Annotated in this window: 17 protein-coding genes; 7 read left to right on the top strand and 10 right to left on the bottom strand. The window is 64.6% G+C overall.

Features of this window, described 5'->3' with window-relative positions:
- Positions 1-72: 72 nt before the first annotated feature.
- Together I8J29_RS21495 and I8J29_RS21500 are read right to left on the bottom strand one after the other, a co-directional pair.
- Positions 73-708, bottom strand: coding sequence for a DUF2306 domain-containing protein (locus tag I8J29_RS21495; protein WP_240546386.1), 636 nt, complete (start codon positions 706-708; stop codon positions 73-75).
- A gap of 272 nt (positions 709-980) precedes the next feature.
- On the bottom strand, positions 981-2,504 hold the full coding sequence (locus I8J29_RS21500; protein WP_240546387.1) for an MDR family MFS transporter: 1,524 nt from the start codon (positions 2,502-2,504) through the stop codon (positions 981-983).
- Positions 2,505-2,623: 119 nt separating this feature from the next.
- On the opposite strand from I8J29_RS21500, the gene I8J29_RS21505 reads away from it, so the two are divergent.
- Positions 2,624-3,178, top strand: coding sequence for a PadR family transcriptional regulator (locus I8J29_RS21505; RefSeq protein WP_208849538.1), 555 nt, complete (start codon positions 2,624-2,626; stop codon positions 3,176-3,178).
- 234 nt (positions 3,179-3,412) lie between these two features.
- Here I8J29_RS21505 and I8J29_RS21510 read toward each other — a convergent pair whose 3' ends face one another.
- From I8J29_RS21510 to I8J29_RS21540, 7 genes are all read right to left on the bottom strand, one after another.
- On the bottom strand, positions 3,413-3,835 hold the full coding sequence (locus I8J29_RS21510) for a universal stress protein (RefSeq protein ID WP_208849539.1): 423 nt from the start codon (positions 3,833-3,835) through the stop codon (positions 3,413-3,415).
- Positions 3,836-3,877: 42 nt separating this feature from the next.
- Positions 3,878-5,146: an MFS transporter gene (locus I8J29_RS21515; protein WP_208849540.1), complete on the bottom strand. Its 1,269-nt coding sequence runs from the start codon at positions 5,144-5,146 to the stop codon at positions 3,878-3,880.
- A gap of 5 nt (positions 5,147-5,151) precedes the next feature.
- Positions 5,152-5,589: a MerR family transcriptional regulator gene (locus I8J29_RS21520; RefSeq protein WP_208849541.1), complete on the bottom strand. Its 438-nt coding sequence runs from the start codon at positions 5,587-5,589 to the stop codon at positions 5,152-5,154.
- 254 nt (positions 5,590-5,843) lie between these two features.
- Positions 5,844-6,350: a ferritin family protein gene (locus I8J29_RS21525; protein ID WP_208849542.1), complete on the bottom strand. Its 507-nt coding sequence runs from the start codon at positions 6,348-6,350 to the stop codon at positions 5,844-5,846.
- A gap of 85 nt (positions 6,351-6,435) precedes the next feature.
- On the bottom strand, positions 6,436-8,406 hold the full coding sequence (locus I8J29_RS21530) for an ABC transporter ATP-binding protein (protein WP_208849543.1): 1,971 nt from the start codon (positions 8,404-8,406) through the stop codon (positions 6,436-6,438).
- 51 nt (positions 8,407-8,457) lie between these two features.
- The gene (locus tag I8J29_RS21535) at positions 8,458-9,264 is read right to left on the bottom strand and encodes a DeoR/GlpR family DNA-binding transcription regulator (protein ID WP_208849544.1); all 807 of its coding nucleotides are present in this window, start codon (positions 9,262-9,264) and stop codon (positions 8,458-8,460) included.
- A 332-nt stretch (positions 9,265-9,596) separates the two neighbouring features.
- The gene (locus I8J29_RS21540) at positions 9,597-10,001 is read right to left on the bottom strand and encodes a winged helix-turn-helix transcriptional regulator (protein ID WP_208849545.1); all 405 of its coding nucleotides are present in this window, start codon (positions 9,999-10,001) and stop codon (positions 9,597-9,599) included.
- 140 nt (positions 10,002-10,141) lie between these two features.
- Here I8J29_RS21540 and I8J29_RS21545 point away from each other — a divergent pair, with 140 nt between their 5' ends.
- From I8J29_RS21545 to I8J29_RS21570, 6 genes are all read left to right on the top strand, one after another.
- Positions 10,142-11,371, top strand: a complete 1,230-nt coding sequence (locus tag I8J29_RS21545) for an MFS transporter (protein ID WP_208849546.1) — start codon at positions 10,142-10,144, stop codon at positions 11,369-11,371.
- Between the two features lie 75 nt (positions 11,372-11,446).
- The gene (locus I8J29_RS21550; RefSeq protein WP_208849547.1) at positions 11,447-12,289 is read left to right on the top strand and encodes an aldo/keto reductase; all 843 of its coding nucleotides are present in this window, start codon (positions 11,447-11,449) and stop codon (positions 12,287-12,289) included.
- Between the two features lie 160 nt (positions 12,290-12,449).
- Positions 12,450-13,016, top strand: a complete 567-nt coding sequence (locus I8J29_RS21555; protein ID WP_208849548.1) for an Hcp family type VI secretion system effector — start codon at positions 12,450-12,452, stop codon at positions 13,014-13,016.
- Between the two features lie 14 nt (positions 13,017-13,030).
- A complete protein-coding gene (locus I8J29_RS21560) occupies positions 13,031-13,189 on the top strand; it encodes a hypothetical protein (protein ID WP_208849549.1) in 159 nt (52 codons plus the stop codon).
- A 51-nt stretch (positions 13,190-13,240) separates the two neighbouring features.
- On the top strand, positions 13,241-14,110 hold the full coding sequence (locus I8J29_RS21565; RefSeq protein WP_208849550.1) for a type VI secretion system tube protein Hcp: 870 nt from the start codon (positions 13,241-13,243) through the stop codon (positions 14,108-14,110).
- Between the two features lie 140 nt (positions 14,111-14,250).
- Positions 14,251-14,817: a hypothetical protein gene (locus I8J29_RS21570; protein WP_208849551.1), complete on the top strand. Its 567-nt coding sequence runs from the start codon at positions 14,251-14,253 to the stop codon at positions 14,815-14,817.
- 14 nt (positions 14,818-14,831) lie between these two features.
- Here the strand turns inward: I8J29_RS21570 and I8J29_RS21575 are convergent, their stop codons facing one another.
- Entirely contained in the window at positions 14,832-16,481 is a 1,650-nt protein-coding gene (locus tag I8J29_RS21575) for a thiamine pyrophosphate-binding protein (RefSeq protein ID WP_208849552.1), read from the bottom strand.
- Positions 16,482-16,483 lie beyond the last annotated feature (2 nt).

The raw sequence follows: 16,483 nt of genomic DNA on the forward strand, positions 1-16,483 counted from the left end.
TTCGCGGTACGCTAGCATAGTTCGGGCCCGTCCGCCCGGAATCCTTCCCGCGCTGCGTACATTCGCCCGCGGCTATGATTTCTTCGGCTTCAGCAGCACCCATTCGACCACGGCGAAGTTCGCGACCAGTCCCGCCCAAATGTTCACGTTCAGCACGGCCTCGACCATGCCTTCCCGGCCCGCGGGCAGCGTAAAGCCGTGCAGCAGGCCATATGTCAGCAGCAGCACCGGCACGAGCAGGCGCCCGCTCACGGCGACCAGCGTGATGCCGAAGCTGCGGAGCATCCAGATCCGGTGCGCGTCGAAGTCGCGGCGCAAGGCGCCGCGCCAGCCCTTCCAGGCCGTGAAGAGCCACGCGAGCGCCAGCGCGAGGAAGCCCGTCGCCTTCGAGAAGTCGTCCATATAGCCGGCAAGCGGCAGCGCCAGCAGCCCGGCGGCCCCGACGCTCGCGACGTAGACTCGGCCAACGATGCGGTGCAGCCCGGGCCGCCGCGCGCGGAGGCGCCCGGAGAACTGGGCGAAGCCCGCGAGCATCGCGGCGAACGCGAAGGCGATATGGGCGATCAGCAGCGGGAAGCGCAGGCTGCCCGGCGCGATGTCCACCCGGCTGTTCGCGGGGTCGAACGTGAAGTACGGCGCGGCGAACGGAATCATGACGCCGAGCGACGCGATCAGCAGCAGCAGCCGGCGGTTTAGCTTCGTCTTCAAGATGGGGCACGCTCCTCGTCGGGCGGCCGCCTGTCCGGGCGGCCGTCCGTTCTCGCCTCCCATCGTAACACAGCCCCGGAAGGAGCTTCGTCCGTCTCGGGACGGAGGCGCGGCGCTTCCATAACGCCGAAGAACCTCGGGCAGCCGGAGGCCGCCCGAGGTTCGGAAGAGAGGCGCGATTGCGGCGCAAGCGCGCCGGCGACGGGTTCGCCGCAACGGCGCCGCAACGGCGCCGCGACGGGCGCGCCGTCACCGGCAGGCTGCGGCAGCCGTTACGCCTTCGCGTCGGCCGCCGGCGCGCCGGCGGTGCGGACTTCGCCGCCCGCGGCCGGACGGGCCTGCGCGGCGCCATCCGCTTCGGCGGCCGACGGCTTCGCCCGGCCCACGAACATGGCCAGCGGCAGCGCGATGATCGCGACGATCGTGGCGATCAAGTACACGTCGTTGACGCTCATCGTGAACGCCATCATGCCGATGTGCTGCTCGTTCGTGTCCCCGGCCTTCGCCAGGTCCGCGGCGTGCTGCGTGGATCGCGACGCGAGCAGCGTCGTGAAGACGGCGATCGCGAACGAGCCGAACACGTTGCGCAGCCAGTTGGAGATCGAGGACGCGTGCCCCGTCAGGTGGCGCGGGATGCGCTCCATCGCCGCGTTGCTGGCGGGCATCATGACCATGGCGATGCCGAGGTTCCGCACGATCATCCACCAGAGAATGTACGTATGCGAGATATCGATGCTGCCCCAGCACAGCATCAAGGTGCCGAGGGCGAGCAGCGGAATGCCGACGCCCATCAGCCAGCGCGGGCCGATCGACGTATACAACTTGCCGATAATAGGCATAACGAGTGCCATGACGAGCGACGCCGGCAGCAGGATCAGCCCCGTGTCCATCGTCGACACCTGCTGGATGCGCTGCAGGAAGAGCGGCGTCAGCAGCGTGCCCGAGTACAGGCTGATCGTCAGGATGACGGTGATGATCAGGTTGAGCGTGTAGCGGCCGTTCGCGAGGACGCGCAGATTAAGCAGCGGCGATTTGGACCGCAGCTCCTGCCAGACGAACGCGAGCAGCAGCAGGACGCCGACGACGATCAGCGAGACGACCTTCGCGGAGCCCCAGCCCCACGTACCGCCTTGGCCGAGCGCGAGCAGCAGCGAAGCGCTGCCGATCAGGACGGTGGCGAAGCCGATGCCGTCGAATTTCTTCGGCACGCTGAGCCGGTAATACGGAATATAGGCGGCCACGAGCACGATGGCGATCAAGCCGATCGGAATGTTCATCCAGAAGAGCCACTGCCAGTCGAAGTTCTGCAGCAGCCAGCCGCTGAAGGTCGGGCCGATCGCCGGCGCCATCATCGAGGCCAGCGACCAGAGGGCGATGGCCATGGCTTGCTTTTCCCGCGGGATGACCTGGTAGACGACCGCCATCGAGGCCGGAAGGATCAAGCCGCTGAACGCCCCTTGCAGGATTCGGAACGCGATCAGCGAATATTCGTCCCAAGCGACGGCGCAGAGGAGCGACGACAGCGTGAAGCCGACGAGCGCGAGCAGGAACAGCCGCTTGTAGCTGAACCGCTCGCCCAGGTAGCCGACGATCGGCGCGAACGTCCCCATCGCCAGCATGAAGCCGGTCAGCGTCCACTGGATCGTGCTCAGGCTTGTTTGAAAATGGTCTTGCAAAATCGGCAGCGCGATGTTGATCGTGCTGGATGCCAGAACGCACAAAAACGACCCCACGAATATAGCGGTCATAATCGGCCAGAAGCTGGCTTTCGTTTGGGCTTGCTCACCCTGTTCCATGGTCTCCCCATCTCTCCGTTCGTTTGCTGATATGTAGCTTTTTACATATACTGAATACAGCCCTATTATAGAACCGAACCGCCCTTATGTCAAAATTTACTTATGAAGGGAAGCGTCCCGTGAACACCTTATCGTACGGCCTCCTCAGCCTCCTGTCGCATACCGCCGATTCCGGCTACGATCTCATGCTGAAGATCCAGCCGTTCTGGCCCGCCAAGCACAGCCAGATCTATCCCCTGCTCGCCCAGCTCGAAAGCGGCGGCTACGTGCGCCACACGCTCGTCGTCCAGACGGACAAGCCGGACAAGAAGGTCTACTCCATCACCGACAAAGGGCTGAACGCCCTGCGCAATTGGCTGACGCTGCCGACGGACGAGCCGGTCACCCGCGACGAGCTGGTGCTCAAGGTCTTCTGCATGGAACAGGGCGACCCCGCCGATATCCGCCGCATGCTCGAGATGCGGCTCGCGTATTGCCGCGACCAGCTGCAATGGCTGCAGACCAAGATGGACGCCTACACGAAGCTCAACCCTTCCCCGTCGTTCGGCATCCTGCTCCTGATGGAGAAGGGGCAGTTCGCCATCAAGGCCGACCTGCAGTGGGCGGAGTGGGCGCTCGCCCGGCTGGACGAACGCGAAGCGGCACCAGGTTCCTCGCGCGCGGACGAAGCCTGATGATGTCGCGCGAGGCCGGGGACGTCCGCTCATCGCGCTCGATCAATCCCGAAACTCGAAAAACGACCGTGCCGCCCGGCGATTCGCCGTCTGCCCGGTCGTTTTGTTTGGCGCGGTCGGCGTGGAAGTTCGGCCGCCGAAGCCCTTCGCGCGCCAACGCAAAAAATCCCGTTCGTCCATGCGGCCTGAATCCGCATGAACCAACGGGACGGGAACGGTGCCGCTTCCGGCCGGTTACTTCACCAGCAGCACCGGGCAGTGCGCGTGCTTCGCGACGGCGTGGCTGACGCTGCCGAGCAGCAGCTCGGAGACGAGGCCGACGCCGCGGCTGCCCATGACGATCAGGTCGGCGCCGGCTTCCTTCGCCGTGCGGCAGATGACCGCGGCGGGGTCGCCTTCGGCGAGCAGGACCTGGTGGCCGGCGCCGGCCGCCGCCAGCTTGGCGTTCGCGTACGCCAGCACGTGCTTGTCCTCTTCCTTGAGCGCCTCCTCGATGCCCGTCGCGACGGTCGGCTCGCTCAGCGTCACGCCCGGATTGACGTGAAGCGCCGTCAAGCGGACGCCGCCGCCGAGCGCGCCGGCCAAGCGGACGGCATGGTCGAGCGCCTTGCCGGACAGCTCCGATTCGTCGAGCGAGATCAAAATATGGTTGTACATGGCGGTTTCCTCCCTGGTATTCGCCCGCGGGAACGGGCGTGATTAGTGTGCGCTCTCGACGTCGTCGACATGCTTCAGGTGCTTCGCGTTCACCAGCAGGTACAGGGACGCGATGACGACGAACGCGCCGCCGACGATGAACGGCATGTGCGGGTTGAACCAGTCGGCCAGCTTGCCGGCCAAGTACGGCGCGATCGCGCCGCCGATGAAGCGCAGGAAGCTGTAGGCCGCCGAAGCGGTCGGGCGCTCGACCGGCGCCGCGTTCATGACCGCGGTCGTGATGAGCGTGTTGTTGTTGCCGAGGAACGCCCCGGCGACGATGACGGCGACGATGACGACCGCCTTGTCCGTCGTCCACTCCGCCATCACGAACAGCGTGACCGCGAACAGCAGCAGCATCGCGACCATCGAGGCCAGCGTGCCGAAGCGCTTCTGCAGCCACGGCGCCATGAAGACCGATGTAAAGGCGAGCATCAGGCCCCAGCCGAGAAACACGTAGCCGAGCCGGTGCTCGTCGAGGCCCAGGCCGCCGAGCACGAGCGCCGCGTAGACGAGCAGGGTGAAGAAGCCGAAATTATACAGGGCCGCCGCGATGCCGAAGGTGCGCAGGGCGCGGAATTTCAGCGCGCGGAACGGATCGGCGAGCGACGTCTTCTTCTTCGCGGCCGCGGAGGTCCCGGCCGGCGCGAGCTTCCGGCGGCTCGGCATGAGCGACAGGATGAGCAGGAACGCCAGCACCATCAGACCGGCGACGCCGAAGAACGGACCGCGCCAGGAGATGGCGCCGAGCTCGCCGCCGAGCAGCGGCCCGACGGAGATGCCGAGGCCGACGGCCACTTCGAAGAGAATGATCGATTTGCCGACGCCCGTCTTGGACAACGAGACGATCGCCGCGAGCGCCGTCGCCACGAACATGGCGTTGCCGAGCCCCCAGCCGCCCCGCAGCCAGACCAGGCTCCAAATCCCGTTCGACATGCCGCCGAGCGCGGAGAAGACGGCGATGACGACGATGCCCGAGAGCAGCGTCCATTTCATCCCGAGCCGGGAAGAAATGAAGCCCGTGACCAGCATCGCGACCGCCATGACGGCGTTATAGCTCGTGAACAGCAGGGTCACGTCGCTTGCGGAGGCGTGCAGCTTCTCGGCGATCGCCGGCAGAATCGGGTCGACGAGGCCGAGCCCCATGAACGCGATGACGCTGGCGAACACGACCGCCCAGACCGCGATCGGCTGGCTGAACATACTGACTTTCTTCGCGGGCGGCGCTTCGGTCGCGCCGCCGCGATGACTTCCGGTTGCAGAGGATTGCATATGGCTTAGAGCTCCTTTTCGTTGGATAGTCTGACGATGCCGTCGGAGACGCGCGCGCGGAGGCCTTCGATTTCGCCTCGGAATTCGGCCATCCGGGCGAGCTTCTGGTCGATCATGCCGAGCTGCCGGTCGATCGTGGCCTGCATGCCGCGCAGCTGCCGCAGCTTCTCCTCCCGCTCCTCCGTCTTCCGGTACGTCTGCTTCTGTTCGTCCAGATTCTCGTGAACCGCGACGAATTCGAGCAGCTCCTGCAAGGAAAAGCCGAGCACGTCGCGTGCGTTGATCAGCTGCTTCAGCCGCTCGATGTGCTTGCGGGCATACAAGCGGATGCCGCCCTCGCTTCGCTCCGGAGGCGGGATCAGCCCGAGCTCCTCGTAGTAGCGGATCGTCCGCTTCGTCAGCCCGCATGCCTTCGCGACCTCGTCGATTTTGAACGTTTCCATGGACCCGTCGTCTCCTTCCTGTAGACCGCATCGATCTTATCTATCAAGCATAGGTAATTCTAACGTTAACGTCAACGTTAACTTTTGGCTGCATGGATTCATTGCCGGAATCGGCTGTTTCTAGCATGCCCTCCATGACCCGCGTCATCCGCTGCCGGCGGCTCGGTCAGCCCTTGGGCGCAACCGAAAGAGGACCTTCGCGCGCCGCGAAGCTCCCCTTGGATGGACGATGCCGCAAACCTGCGGCAGGCGGTTCATTTTGCTTGACCGGCCAGCATCAAATATAAATATTTGTCCGCATGCTTCATCTCGTCGGTCAGAATTTCGAACACCATATCCCTGTAAAAGCGGGCCGGCAGTCCGGCGCGAATGTTCCGGTAACGCTCGACGGCCGCCAGTTCGCCGAAAAAAGCCTTCCTCAAACCATCCGCGTAGGACGCCGGCTTCTCGAACGCCTCTTCCTGTCCCGCGCCGACGGCCTGACCGGTGAAATCGGCGTAAATCTTCCGGAACATCCGGTTGTGCTTGCGCTCGTCGTCCCGAATCGACGCGATGATCGTCCGGGCTTCCTCCGACGGGGCTACCGAAATCAAATAATCGTAAAACAATTCGTCTTCCCGTTCGCCCTGCACGGCCTGCCTGACCAGCTCGAGCGCCGTCTGAAGCGACTGGTAGGATGCTTGTTCGTGCCCGCCGCGCCAATACCCGTAAGGCGGTACGTTAGACGGAGCGTACGGCGGCAGGTATGGATATCCGTTCATAGTCCCCTCCATGCAACATAATGCCATCAAGGCATCCTATGTAGGCACGTTGGAAATATGACCGATTGCCGCCCCGCATAATATGCTAGCGCCCCTCAAGCTCCGCTTCGACATGGAACTGCGTCTCGTACAGCTGTTTGTACAGCGGGTCGCGCGCGACCAGCTCGGCGTGCGTGCCGACGGCGGCGACGCGTCCCCGCTCCATGACGACGATTTTGTCCGCCTTCAGAATCGTGGACAGCCGGTGCGCGATGACGAGCGCGGTCCGGCCTTCCAGCAGGACGGCCAGCGCGTCTTGGATTTTGCGCTCGATGACGGTGTCGAGCGCGCTCGTCGCCTCGTCGAGCAGCACGATCTTCGGCCCCTGCAGCAGCACGCGCGCGATGGCGAGCCGCTGGCGCTCGCCGCCCGAGAGGCGGTAGCCCCGCTCCCCGACGACCGTGTCGTAGCCCTCCGGCAGCGCGGCGATCGTCTCGTGGATCTGGGCGGCGCGGCACGCGGCCTCCATCTCTTCGATCGTCGCCGTATCCTTCGCGAGGCGCAGGTTGTTCGCGACCGTGTCGTGGAAGAAGAACGGATCCTGCGGCACGAGCCCCATCTGGGCGCGCAGCGCGTGCAGCGTCAGCGTCCGCGTGTCCGTCCCGTCGAGAAGCAGCCGCCCCTCGGCCGGGTCGGAGAACCGCGGAATGAGGTTGAGCAGCGTCGTCTTGCCGGCGCCGCTCGGCCCGACGAGGGCGACGGTCTCGCCGGGCTCGATCGAGAGGTCGATCTCGCGCAGCGCCCATCGCTCGGCAGGCCGCTCCGGCGTACCGCCGACTTCGCCCATGCCGCCGCCCGTGCCGCCGCCCGGAAGCCGGCTCCGGCCGTTCGCGGCCGCCGGCCCCTCCGCCCGCGTCTCCCGCGGGCTCGGCGCGTACGAGAACGACACTCCTTCCAGCCGCAGGCTTCCCTGCACGCTGTTGTCCGGGATGGCCCGCGTCCCGTCGACGACCTCCGGCTCCACGTCCATGATGCCGAAGATGCGCCGGAACAGCGCGACGGACGAGAGGATGCTCACGTGCAGCTGCGCCAGCTGGCTGAGCGGGCCGTACAGGCGGGACAACAGCGCGGTGAACGCGACGATGACGCCGAGGCCGATGTCGCCCTTCACCACGAGCCAGCCGCCGTAGCCCCACAGCAGCGCCGGCCCGATGGACGAGAACATGCTCAGCCACATGAACAGCCACCGGCCGACCAGCGCCTGGCGCACCTGCAGGTCCCGCAAGGTCCGGTTCGATTCGGCGAATTCCTTCTCCTCCGGCCCCTGCCGGTTGAAGATGCGGATGAGCAGCGCGCCGCTCACGCCGAGCGACTCGCTCAGCTGGACGGTCATCTTCGACAGCCACTGCTGGATCTGGCCCTGCAGCTGCTGCCGGGACTTGCCGACGCGCTGGGTCGGAATGACGAAGCCGGGCACCACGACGACGGCCAGGACCGCGAGTCGCCAGTTCATGCTGAACATGAGGAACAGCGTCGCCGCGATGCTCAGCAGGTTGCTGACGAAGCCGACGAGCGTCGAGGTGACGACGCTCTGGATGGCGGTCACGTCGTTCGTGACGCGCGAGACGAGATCCCCCGACTGTCGGGAGGCGAAGAAGCCGACCGTCTGCCGCTGCAGATGGCGGAAGATCGCGATCCGGTAATCCGCCATGACGTTCTGGGCGATCAGATTGCTGAGATACGACTGCAGCACGCCGAGCAGCCCCGTGCCGATCGACACGCCGATGAGCGCCAGCGTATATTCCACGATAAGGGACATGTCGCGCCGCTGAATGCCCTCGTCGATGATCTTCTGCGTCAGCCACGCCGGAATGGCGCCGCCGAGCGACACCGCCAGAATGACGATCGTGACGACGATGGTGTACGGCCAATACGGCACGAACGCCCGCAGCGCGCGCCGAAAAATCGGCCAGTCGAAATGCTCGCTCTCGGCCAGCTCCCGCATCCGCCACCGGTTGCCCCCCGCTCCCTGGCCGCCGCTGCCGGCGCCGAGGCCTAATCCGCGAAATTCTTGCATCGCGTCCGCTCCTCTCCCTCGGCGCGCCCGGTTCTTCCGGGTCGTGCCCGTTTAGTCCCGTTCATGCTCTTCCGCCTGAGCCACGACGACTTTGACGCCGAGCGCGCGGATCCGCTCGACCGCGTCCGGATCGGCGTCCCCGTCCGTCACGAGCAGGTCGAGCCCTTCGACGCCGCCCGTCTTGGCGAAGCCGTCGTTGCCGAGGGAGCGGTGCGTCGTCATGCCGATCGCCCGGCGGGAGGCCGCGATGACCGCCCGCCCGAAGGCGGCGACCTCCGGCGTCGAGACGAAGACGCCCTCGTCCGAGAAGCCCCCGCCCGTGACGAAGCCGATGTCGAATTTGAACTGCCGGATGAACTCGTTCGCGATGACGTCCGTGATGTTGCCGGACCGCTTCACCCGCCCGCCGATCAGATACGTCTCGATGCCTTCCCGTTCCCGCAGCGCGTCGGCGACCCGGATGCTGTTCGTCACGACCGTGAGCGGCAGCCCGTCGGGCAGATGCTTCAGCAGCACGTACGCCAGCGACCCGCTGCCGATGAACACGGTATCGTTCGGCCGCAAATACGAGACGGCCAGCTTCGCGACGGCGTTGCCCTGCGGCGATCCTTCGCCGTAGCGCATCTCGGGCGGCGGAGGCTGCTGCCGCACCTTCGTCGACGCGATGGCGCCCCCGTGCGTCTTGCGGAGCAGACCCTGCTCCTGCATCCAGGTCAAGTCCCGGCGGATGGAATCGATGGAGATTTGAAACTTCTCGGCCAAGTCCTTGGCGAGCACCCGCTTCTCCCGCTCGAGCAGCGCCAAAATCTGCTCGCGGCGTTCTTCCGCGAACATGCCCGACGTATCCTGCGTCGTCATGCGCGTTCCCTCCTTGCTCCTTTATCGTTGCGGATCCATTTCGCTGATCCATGGTTTGATTATATGCGTTTTTATTCCGGTTTACAATTCTATTTATGCACGTTAATTCATTTTTGTTCCGCTCAACCATTTAATTCTCGCATAAAACCGCACCTTGCCGCGGCAGCTCGCAGGGATATCGCTCCCTCGGGCATGCCGAACCCGCCAATGATGACGACCGCCAACCAGCAAAAAAAACCCGTCCGGGAGCCGCAGCGCTTCCTCGCGAGGTTTCATTGCTTCTTATCTATTCAGGCAACGCTATACGTACAACGTCCATGCCTTCCCGCGCGTTACCCGTGCACCGGCTCCTGGTCCAGCTCGTTCAGGATATTGTCCTCCAGCACCGACGCCTTGTCCCCGTACTCCTTGACGATATGCTTCTCGCCCCAGTCGCACAGCATGTGCAGCACGGTCTCGAGGCTCCAGCCGTACTCGGTCAGCTCGTACTCGACCTTCGGCGGCACCTGGTTGTAGACGATGCGGTTGATGATGCCGTCCTCCTCGAGCTCGCGCAGCTGCTGGATCAGCATCTTCTGCGTAATGCCCCGCATCAGCCGCTTCAGGTCGCTCGTGCGCTTCTTCCCCCGAAGCAGGTAGCACAGAATCACGCACTTCCACTTGCCGCCGATGACCTCGAGCGCCGCCTCCACGGAGATGTTGTACTTCTTCTTGCCGAGCGTTTCCCCGCTTTCCATCCCTGCTCCTCCCTTTCAACATACAAAAGTAACTTTTCGGTGACTATATAACCGAAAAGTACGTACTACTCACTTATACCCGTAGCCCGTATAATAGCATTCATCGGCCGGCCGCCGCAAGAATTCGGAGGAGGAGAAGCATGACCGCTCAACGGAAAAACAGTACTTTGGCTCTGCTGGCGCTCGCAATCAGCGCCTTTGCGATCGGCACGACGGAGTTCATCAGCGTCGGCTTGCTTCCGCTAATCGCAGAGGATTTGCATATATCCATCACGGCGGCGGGGCTCACCGTCACGCTTTACGCGCTCGGCGTTACCGTCGGCGCGCCGGTATTAACGTCCTTGACTTCGCAGGTATCGCGCAAGACGCTCCTGCTGTGGATCATGATCGTATTCATCGGGGGCAATCTGCTCGCGGCGACGGCATCCGGCGTTGCCGTCCTGCTCGTCGCCCGCGTCATCGCCGCGTTCGCGCACGGCATCTTCATGTCGATCGGCTCCACGCTGGCCGCCGATCTCGTGCCGGAGAACCGCCGGGCGAGCGCGATATCCATCATGTTCTCCGGACTCACCGTCGCTACGGTGACCGGCGTGCCGATCGGCACGTTCATCGGCCAGCAGCTCGGCTGGCGCGCCGCTTTCTTCGCCATCGTGGCGATCGGCGCGATCGCGTTCATCGCCAACTTGGCGCTCGTGCCTTCGGGACTGCGCAAAGGCGCCCGCATCCGGCTCGGCGACCAGGTCAAGCTCGTCACGAAGGGCAGACTGCTGCTCGTCTTCCTGATCACGGCTCTCGGTTACGGCGGCACCTTCGTCGTGTTCACGTACCTATCGCCGCTGCTGCACGAAGTGACCGGCTTCAAGGAAAGCACGGTCGCCGTCATTCTGCTGATGTACGGCATCGCCATCGCGATCGGCAACATCATCGGCGGCAAGGCCGCCAACCGCAATCCCGCGCGGGCGCTGTTGTATATGTTTGCCCTTCAGGCCGTCGTTCTACTCGTGCTGGCGTTCACCGCGCCCTACCAGATCGCCGGGCTGATCACGATTTTCTTCATGGGCTTGTTCGCCTTCATGAACGTGCCCGGCCTGCAGGTTTACGTCGTCACCTTGGCCGAACGGTTCGCGCCGCAGGCGAAGGACGTCGCGTCCGCCGTCAACATCGCCGCGTTCAATGCCGGCATCGCGCTTGGCGCGTACTTGGGAGGCGTGGTCACCGATTCCGCGGGGCTCATCCACACGACATGGGTCGGCGCCGTCATGGTCGCGGCGGCCGTCGCGCTGACGGCATGGGCGAAGCTGCTCGAACGCAAGGACCGCCGGCCGGCCGCGGAGAACGAAGCGCCGAAAGCCGAGCTGCGGCGGGCGTAAGCGGCGCCTGCTTCGACGAACCGGCGATCCGATGATAGAACCGACACTTATATAAGCGAAAGGGAGTTTTCCATCATGTTGAACCATCTGCAAGATACCGTCGCGCTGCATAACGGCGTCCGCATGCCGGGCTTCGGCCTCGGCGTCTTCAAAGTCCAGGAGGGCGAGGAGCTCGTGGAGGCGGTCAAAGCCGCTATCAAGCACGGCTACCGCAGCATCGATACCGCCGCGATCTACGGCAACGAGCAGGGGGTCGGCCGCGGGATCCGCGAAGCGCTGCGGGAGAACGGCCTGCGCCGCGAAGACCTGTTCGTGACCTCCAAAGTGTGGAACGCCGATCAAGGCTACGACTCGGCGATCGCGGCGTATGAAGCGTCCCTGAATAAGCTGGGCCTCGATTACCTCGACCTGTACCTGGTCCACTGGCCGGTGAAGGACAAATTCAACGAGACATGGCGCGCGCTGGAGACGCTCTACAAGGAAGGCCGCGTGAAGGCGATCGGCGTCAGCAACTTCCAAATCCATCACCTCGAGGAGCTGATGCAAAGCGCGTCGGTGAAGCCGATGGTCAACCAAGTCGAGCTGCATCCCCGCCTGACGCAGAAGGAGCTGCTGCGCTTCGCGCAGGCGCAGGGCATCCGGCTGGAGGCCTGGTCCCCGCTGATGCAGGGCGAGCTGCTCGATAACGGGACGCTGAAAGCGATCGGCGCGAAATACGGCAAGACCGTCGCCCAAGTCATCCTTCGGTGGGATATCCAAAACGGCATCGTCACGATTCCGAAATCGACGAAGGAGCACCGTATCGTCGAGAATGCCGCTATTTACGATTTCGAGCTGACGGCGGAAGATATGACCGCGATCGACGCCTTGAACGAAGATCGCCGCGTCGGCCCGGACCCGGACAACTTCGACTTCTAACCGCCATCCGCCATCCGAACGAACGTCTGCAACAAGGCCGCCCTGCATGCAGGGCGGCCTTGCCGCGTTTGCCAAAAAAGACGCTTGGCGACGCTAGCATCGATATGATAGTATTGATACAAATTGTATCATCACTATAATGGTCAAGGAGCTGATCGTCTTGTTTCCACGCAAGAAGCTGCAAGTGCTCGCCCTTCTGCTCGCCGTCGCCGTGTTCGCCGCGCTGCTGCCTGCAACCGCTTTCGGTGCTCCCGGAGCGCCGAAAGGCATCTACCTCGTCTTGGACGGCATTAAAGGCGAAACCAGGGCCGAGGCGGTTAAAGACGGCATCGATATTCTGAGCTTCTCGTTCGGGGCTGCTAATACCGTCTCCGCCGGCGGCGGTGCAGGAGGCGGCGCCGGGAAACCGGAGTATACCGACCTCTCGCTCATGAAATACCTCGATGCCGCTTCGCTGCCCCTGCTGAAGAACCTCTCCGAGGGCAAAGCAATCAAAAGCGGCAAGCTGTACATCTATAACGGCGCGAGCGACAAGCCCGTGCTGACGATCGACATGAAGTCCGTCTTCGTCACGTCCCAGCAGCTGTCGAGCAGCAACGGCGAACGGCCGACGGAATCGCTCTCGCTGAAATTCGCCCAAGCGACGTTCACCTACAACGTGGTCGGGCCGGACGGCCGCGTCGTCACGACGCAGACCGTCGATATCGGCGTTGGCCCGAAAGGATAAAGGAGGAACGACCCATGAATCACCCGCAGCCCCAACCGCCGCAGGACGGCAAGAAAGCCTGGACGACGCCGAGCCTGATCGTCCTGAGCGTGAAAGAAACGAAAGCTTCCGGCGACAAATGGCAGTTCGTGCAGGACGGCGATTTCTGGAAGCGCACGCCGCTCATCAGCTGACACGCGGGCACGCGCGCCCCGCGCCTGCCCGGCATAAAGGAGTAGATCGGATTGTCTAGACGCATACCGCTCACGCTATTGGCGTTCCTGCTCGCTTCCGCCCTGCTGTTCGTCCCGAAGCCAGCGCCCGCGCAAGCCGCCGCCGGCCAATTGCCCGCCATGCTGCTGACGCTCGACGGCATTAAGGGCAGCTACTCGGGCGGGCCGTTCAAGGACGCTATCCAGGTGTCGTCCTACGCGTTCGACGCCGCCAACGACAGCCCGCCGGGCAGCGGATCCGGTTCCGGCGGCGGAAAGCCGGCCTTCGGCGCCATTACGCTCGCGAAGCCGATCGACGCCGCCTCCGCGCCGCTGCTGGACGCGCTCGCGAAGGGCAAGACTATCAAGGACGGCTACCTGTATTTCCAGACGACCGCCGGCGCGGATTCGCGCACGTACATGATCATTCATTTCACCGATGCGCTGGTCACGCACTATCAGCTCGTGCATGGCGCGGACGCATCGCCTACGGAGATAATCGAGCTGCGGGTCGCGTCGATGCTGTTCAAGTACGTGACGACGAAGCCCGACGGCTCCCCCGGCACCGTCATCGCCGTGCCGATCGGCAAAGCCCCCGTCGGCGCCTCCGCCGTGACGACGCAGTACCACTTCGAGCCGATCTACGCGAAGACCGCCAAGGGCGACGCCTACATCGAAGGCTTCACCGTCTCGCTGAAGGCCGCCGCGGCGAACAGCCTCGTCGACCGGACGACATACCGGATCAACGGCGGCGCCTGGACGGATTATACCGCGCCGTTCAAGATCTACGCGGACGACACGCATACGCTGGAATACTACAGCACGAACGTGGACGGGGACGTCGAGAAGGCCAACGTCATGGACTTCGACGCCGGCACGTTCACGGGCAACGGCAGCTTCTGACGCCATGGACAAGCAGCAGCAAGACCCGCAGGGCACGCTCGCTACGAGCGCCGCTTTGCGGGTCTTGCTGCTGTTATCGGCCGAACGAACCGATTACTATAGAGAGAGTTCCCATCCTGCATGTACTGGAGGTACCACGAATGACGAAAGCAGACACTATGGACAAACGCCTCGCGGCGCTGGACGCCGTCACGGGCGCGGCGGTCTTCGCGATCGTCGAGGAGCTCTACGGCCTCGACCTCGCCTCCGCGACGGCTTCGCCGGACGCCCCGCGCCTCGGCGAAGCTATCGACGCCTGCCTGGCGGACAACGCCGGCCGCCCGGCCGGAAGCGCGCTCCGCGCGGCGATCAACGCCGCGTGCGGCGTCAATCTCGACGCCCTCTCCGCGCTGGAGGGCAAGCGGATCAGCCTCTATTCCAAAGGCCGGTGGATGCTGCGGGCCGACGACGACCTGTTCGTCGTGCAGACCGGCGACGGCGACGCGGACGTCGCCATCTACCCGACCGGCCGCTACGCGGACATCGCCGGCACGCGAGCCCTGCCGCCCGAGCTGACCGAGGCGTTGGTCCGCCTGGGCTACGCGGTCAACGGACCGGCCGGCTGCTCGTACGCCGATCCGGCCGGCGAAGCGGTGCCCGACGCGTTCAAGGGGCGGACCATGGCGGCGCTGCTGGACGTCATCCGCCGTTCGTTCGCGGACGTCTAGGCAGCCGTTGCTTGTTACTTGCCGAACGAGGACAGGAACTTGACGCGGTCGCCCATCGGCGGCGTGTTGTTGTCCTTGAGCGCGATCTCCAGCACCGCCGGGCCGTTCGCGGCCAGCAGCCGGTCGATGGCTTCCTCGCGGAAGTCGTCCATCGCCTCGACGCGGTAGCTCGGAATGCCCATGGCCGCGGCCATCTGCGCGATGTCGACCGGCTCCTGCTCGAACGAGGCGTGCGTGCGCTTGAACTGCAGCGAATGCCCGTGATAGACCATGCCGAGCCGCGCGTTGTTCATGATGACGAACAGGATCGGCAGCTTCGCCTCCTTCGCGGTCAGGATCTCCATGCCGTGCATGAAGAAGCAGCCGTCGCCCGTGATGCAGGCGACCGGACGGTCCGGCTCCGCCAGGGCCGAGCCGATCGCCGAGCCGATCCCGCTGCCCATCGCGCCGAAATGCACGTTGATGTTGAACGAATCCGTATCGAGCACGTGCATGTAATGAATGACGTACGACATGAACTCGCCAATGTCCACGGTGTAGCGGGTGTTGACGGGCAGATGCGTCTGGAGCGTCCGCAGCGCGTTCGCCGTGTTGTAGGCGCCGGCGTCCTTGACGGCCGCCCGGCCGAACGCGCCGGCCTCGCCGCCGCCTTCCGTTCCCCGCGACGCGCCCAGCACGCGCAGCTCCTCGATCAGCATCAGGAGGCTCAAGTGAATGTCGCCGAGCACCGGAATGTCGACTTCGTACTTGCGATTGAACACCGTCTGGTCGAAATCCAGCTGAATCGTGTACCGGTCCCCGACCAATTGGACGTTGTAATTGTTCGTCGCCGTCTCGCCCAGGCTGGAGCCCACGATCAGCAGCGACTGGCGGGCGCCCTCGGCGATCAGATTCGACGCCGCCTCGTGGCCGGCGAAGCCGAAGACGCCGGCGAGCAGCGGGTGATCCTCCGGAATGTAGCCCTTGGCCTGCGGCGTCGTCATGATCGGCCACCGCAGCATCTCCGCCAGCTCGAGCAGCGATTCGACCGAGCCGCGGACGCCCTGGCCGACCAAGATGCAGCCGTCCGGCCGTTCGGCCATCGCCTTCGCGGCCGCCTGGATCGTCTCGAGATCCGGAATCATCGGCTTGCGCTCCGGCAGCGCCGGAATGTCCGGCTGGCCGATCTCGGCGTGCTGCACGTCGATCGGGATGGCCACGTGCACGGGGCCGGGCACGCCGGAGACGGCGATTTGGCTCGCCTTGACCACCTCGCGGAGCAGCTCCTTGGCGTCCTTGACGAGGACGCTGTATTTCGTGACGGGCTTGAAGACCGGCACGGCGTCCAGCTCCTGCGACGCGTTCAGCCCCATCGTGCCGACGGGCACCGCGCCCGTCAGGAACAGCACCGGCAGATGCTCGCGCATCGCGTTGGCCGCCCCGGTCACGAGATTCGTGCCGCCCGGGCCGCTGCAGCCGATGGCGACGCTCAGCTGGCCGGCGTATTTGGCATACGCCGCCGCCATGTACGACGCCGCCCCCTCATGCTTGGCCACGACCGTCTCGATCTCCGGCATCTCGTACAGCTCGTCGAAGAACGCGTTGACCGAGCCGGCCGGAATGCCGAACAGATGACGGACGCCGCTCTTCTTCAAAAACTCCAATACCGCGCGGGCTGCTTTCATCT

This window comes from Paenibacillus artemisiicola, assembly GCF_017652985.1.
Taxonomy (GTDB): Bacteria; Bacillota; Bacilli; order Paenibacillales; family Paenibacillaceae; genus Paenibacillus_Z; species Paenibacillus_Z artemisiicola.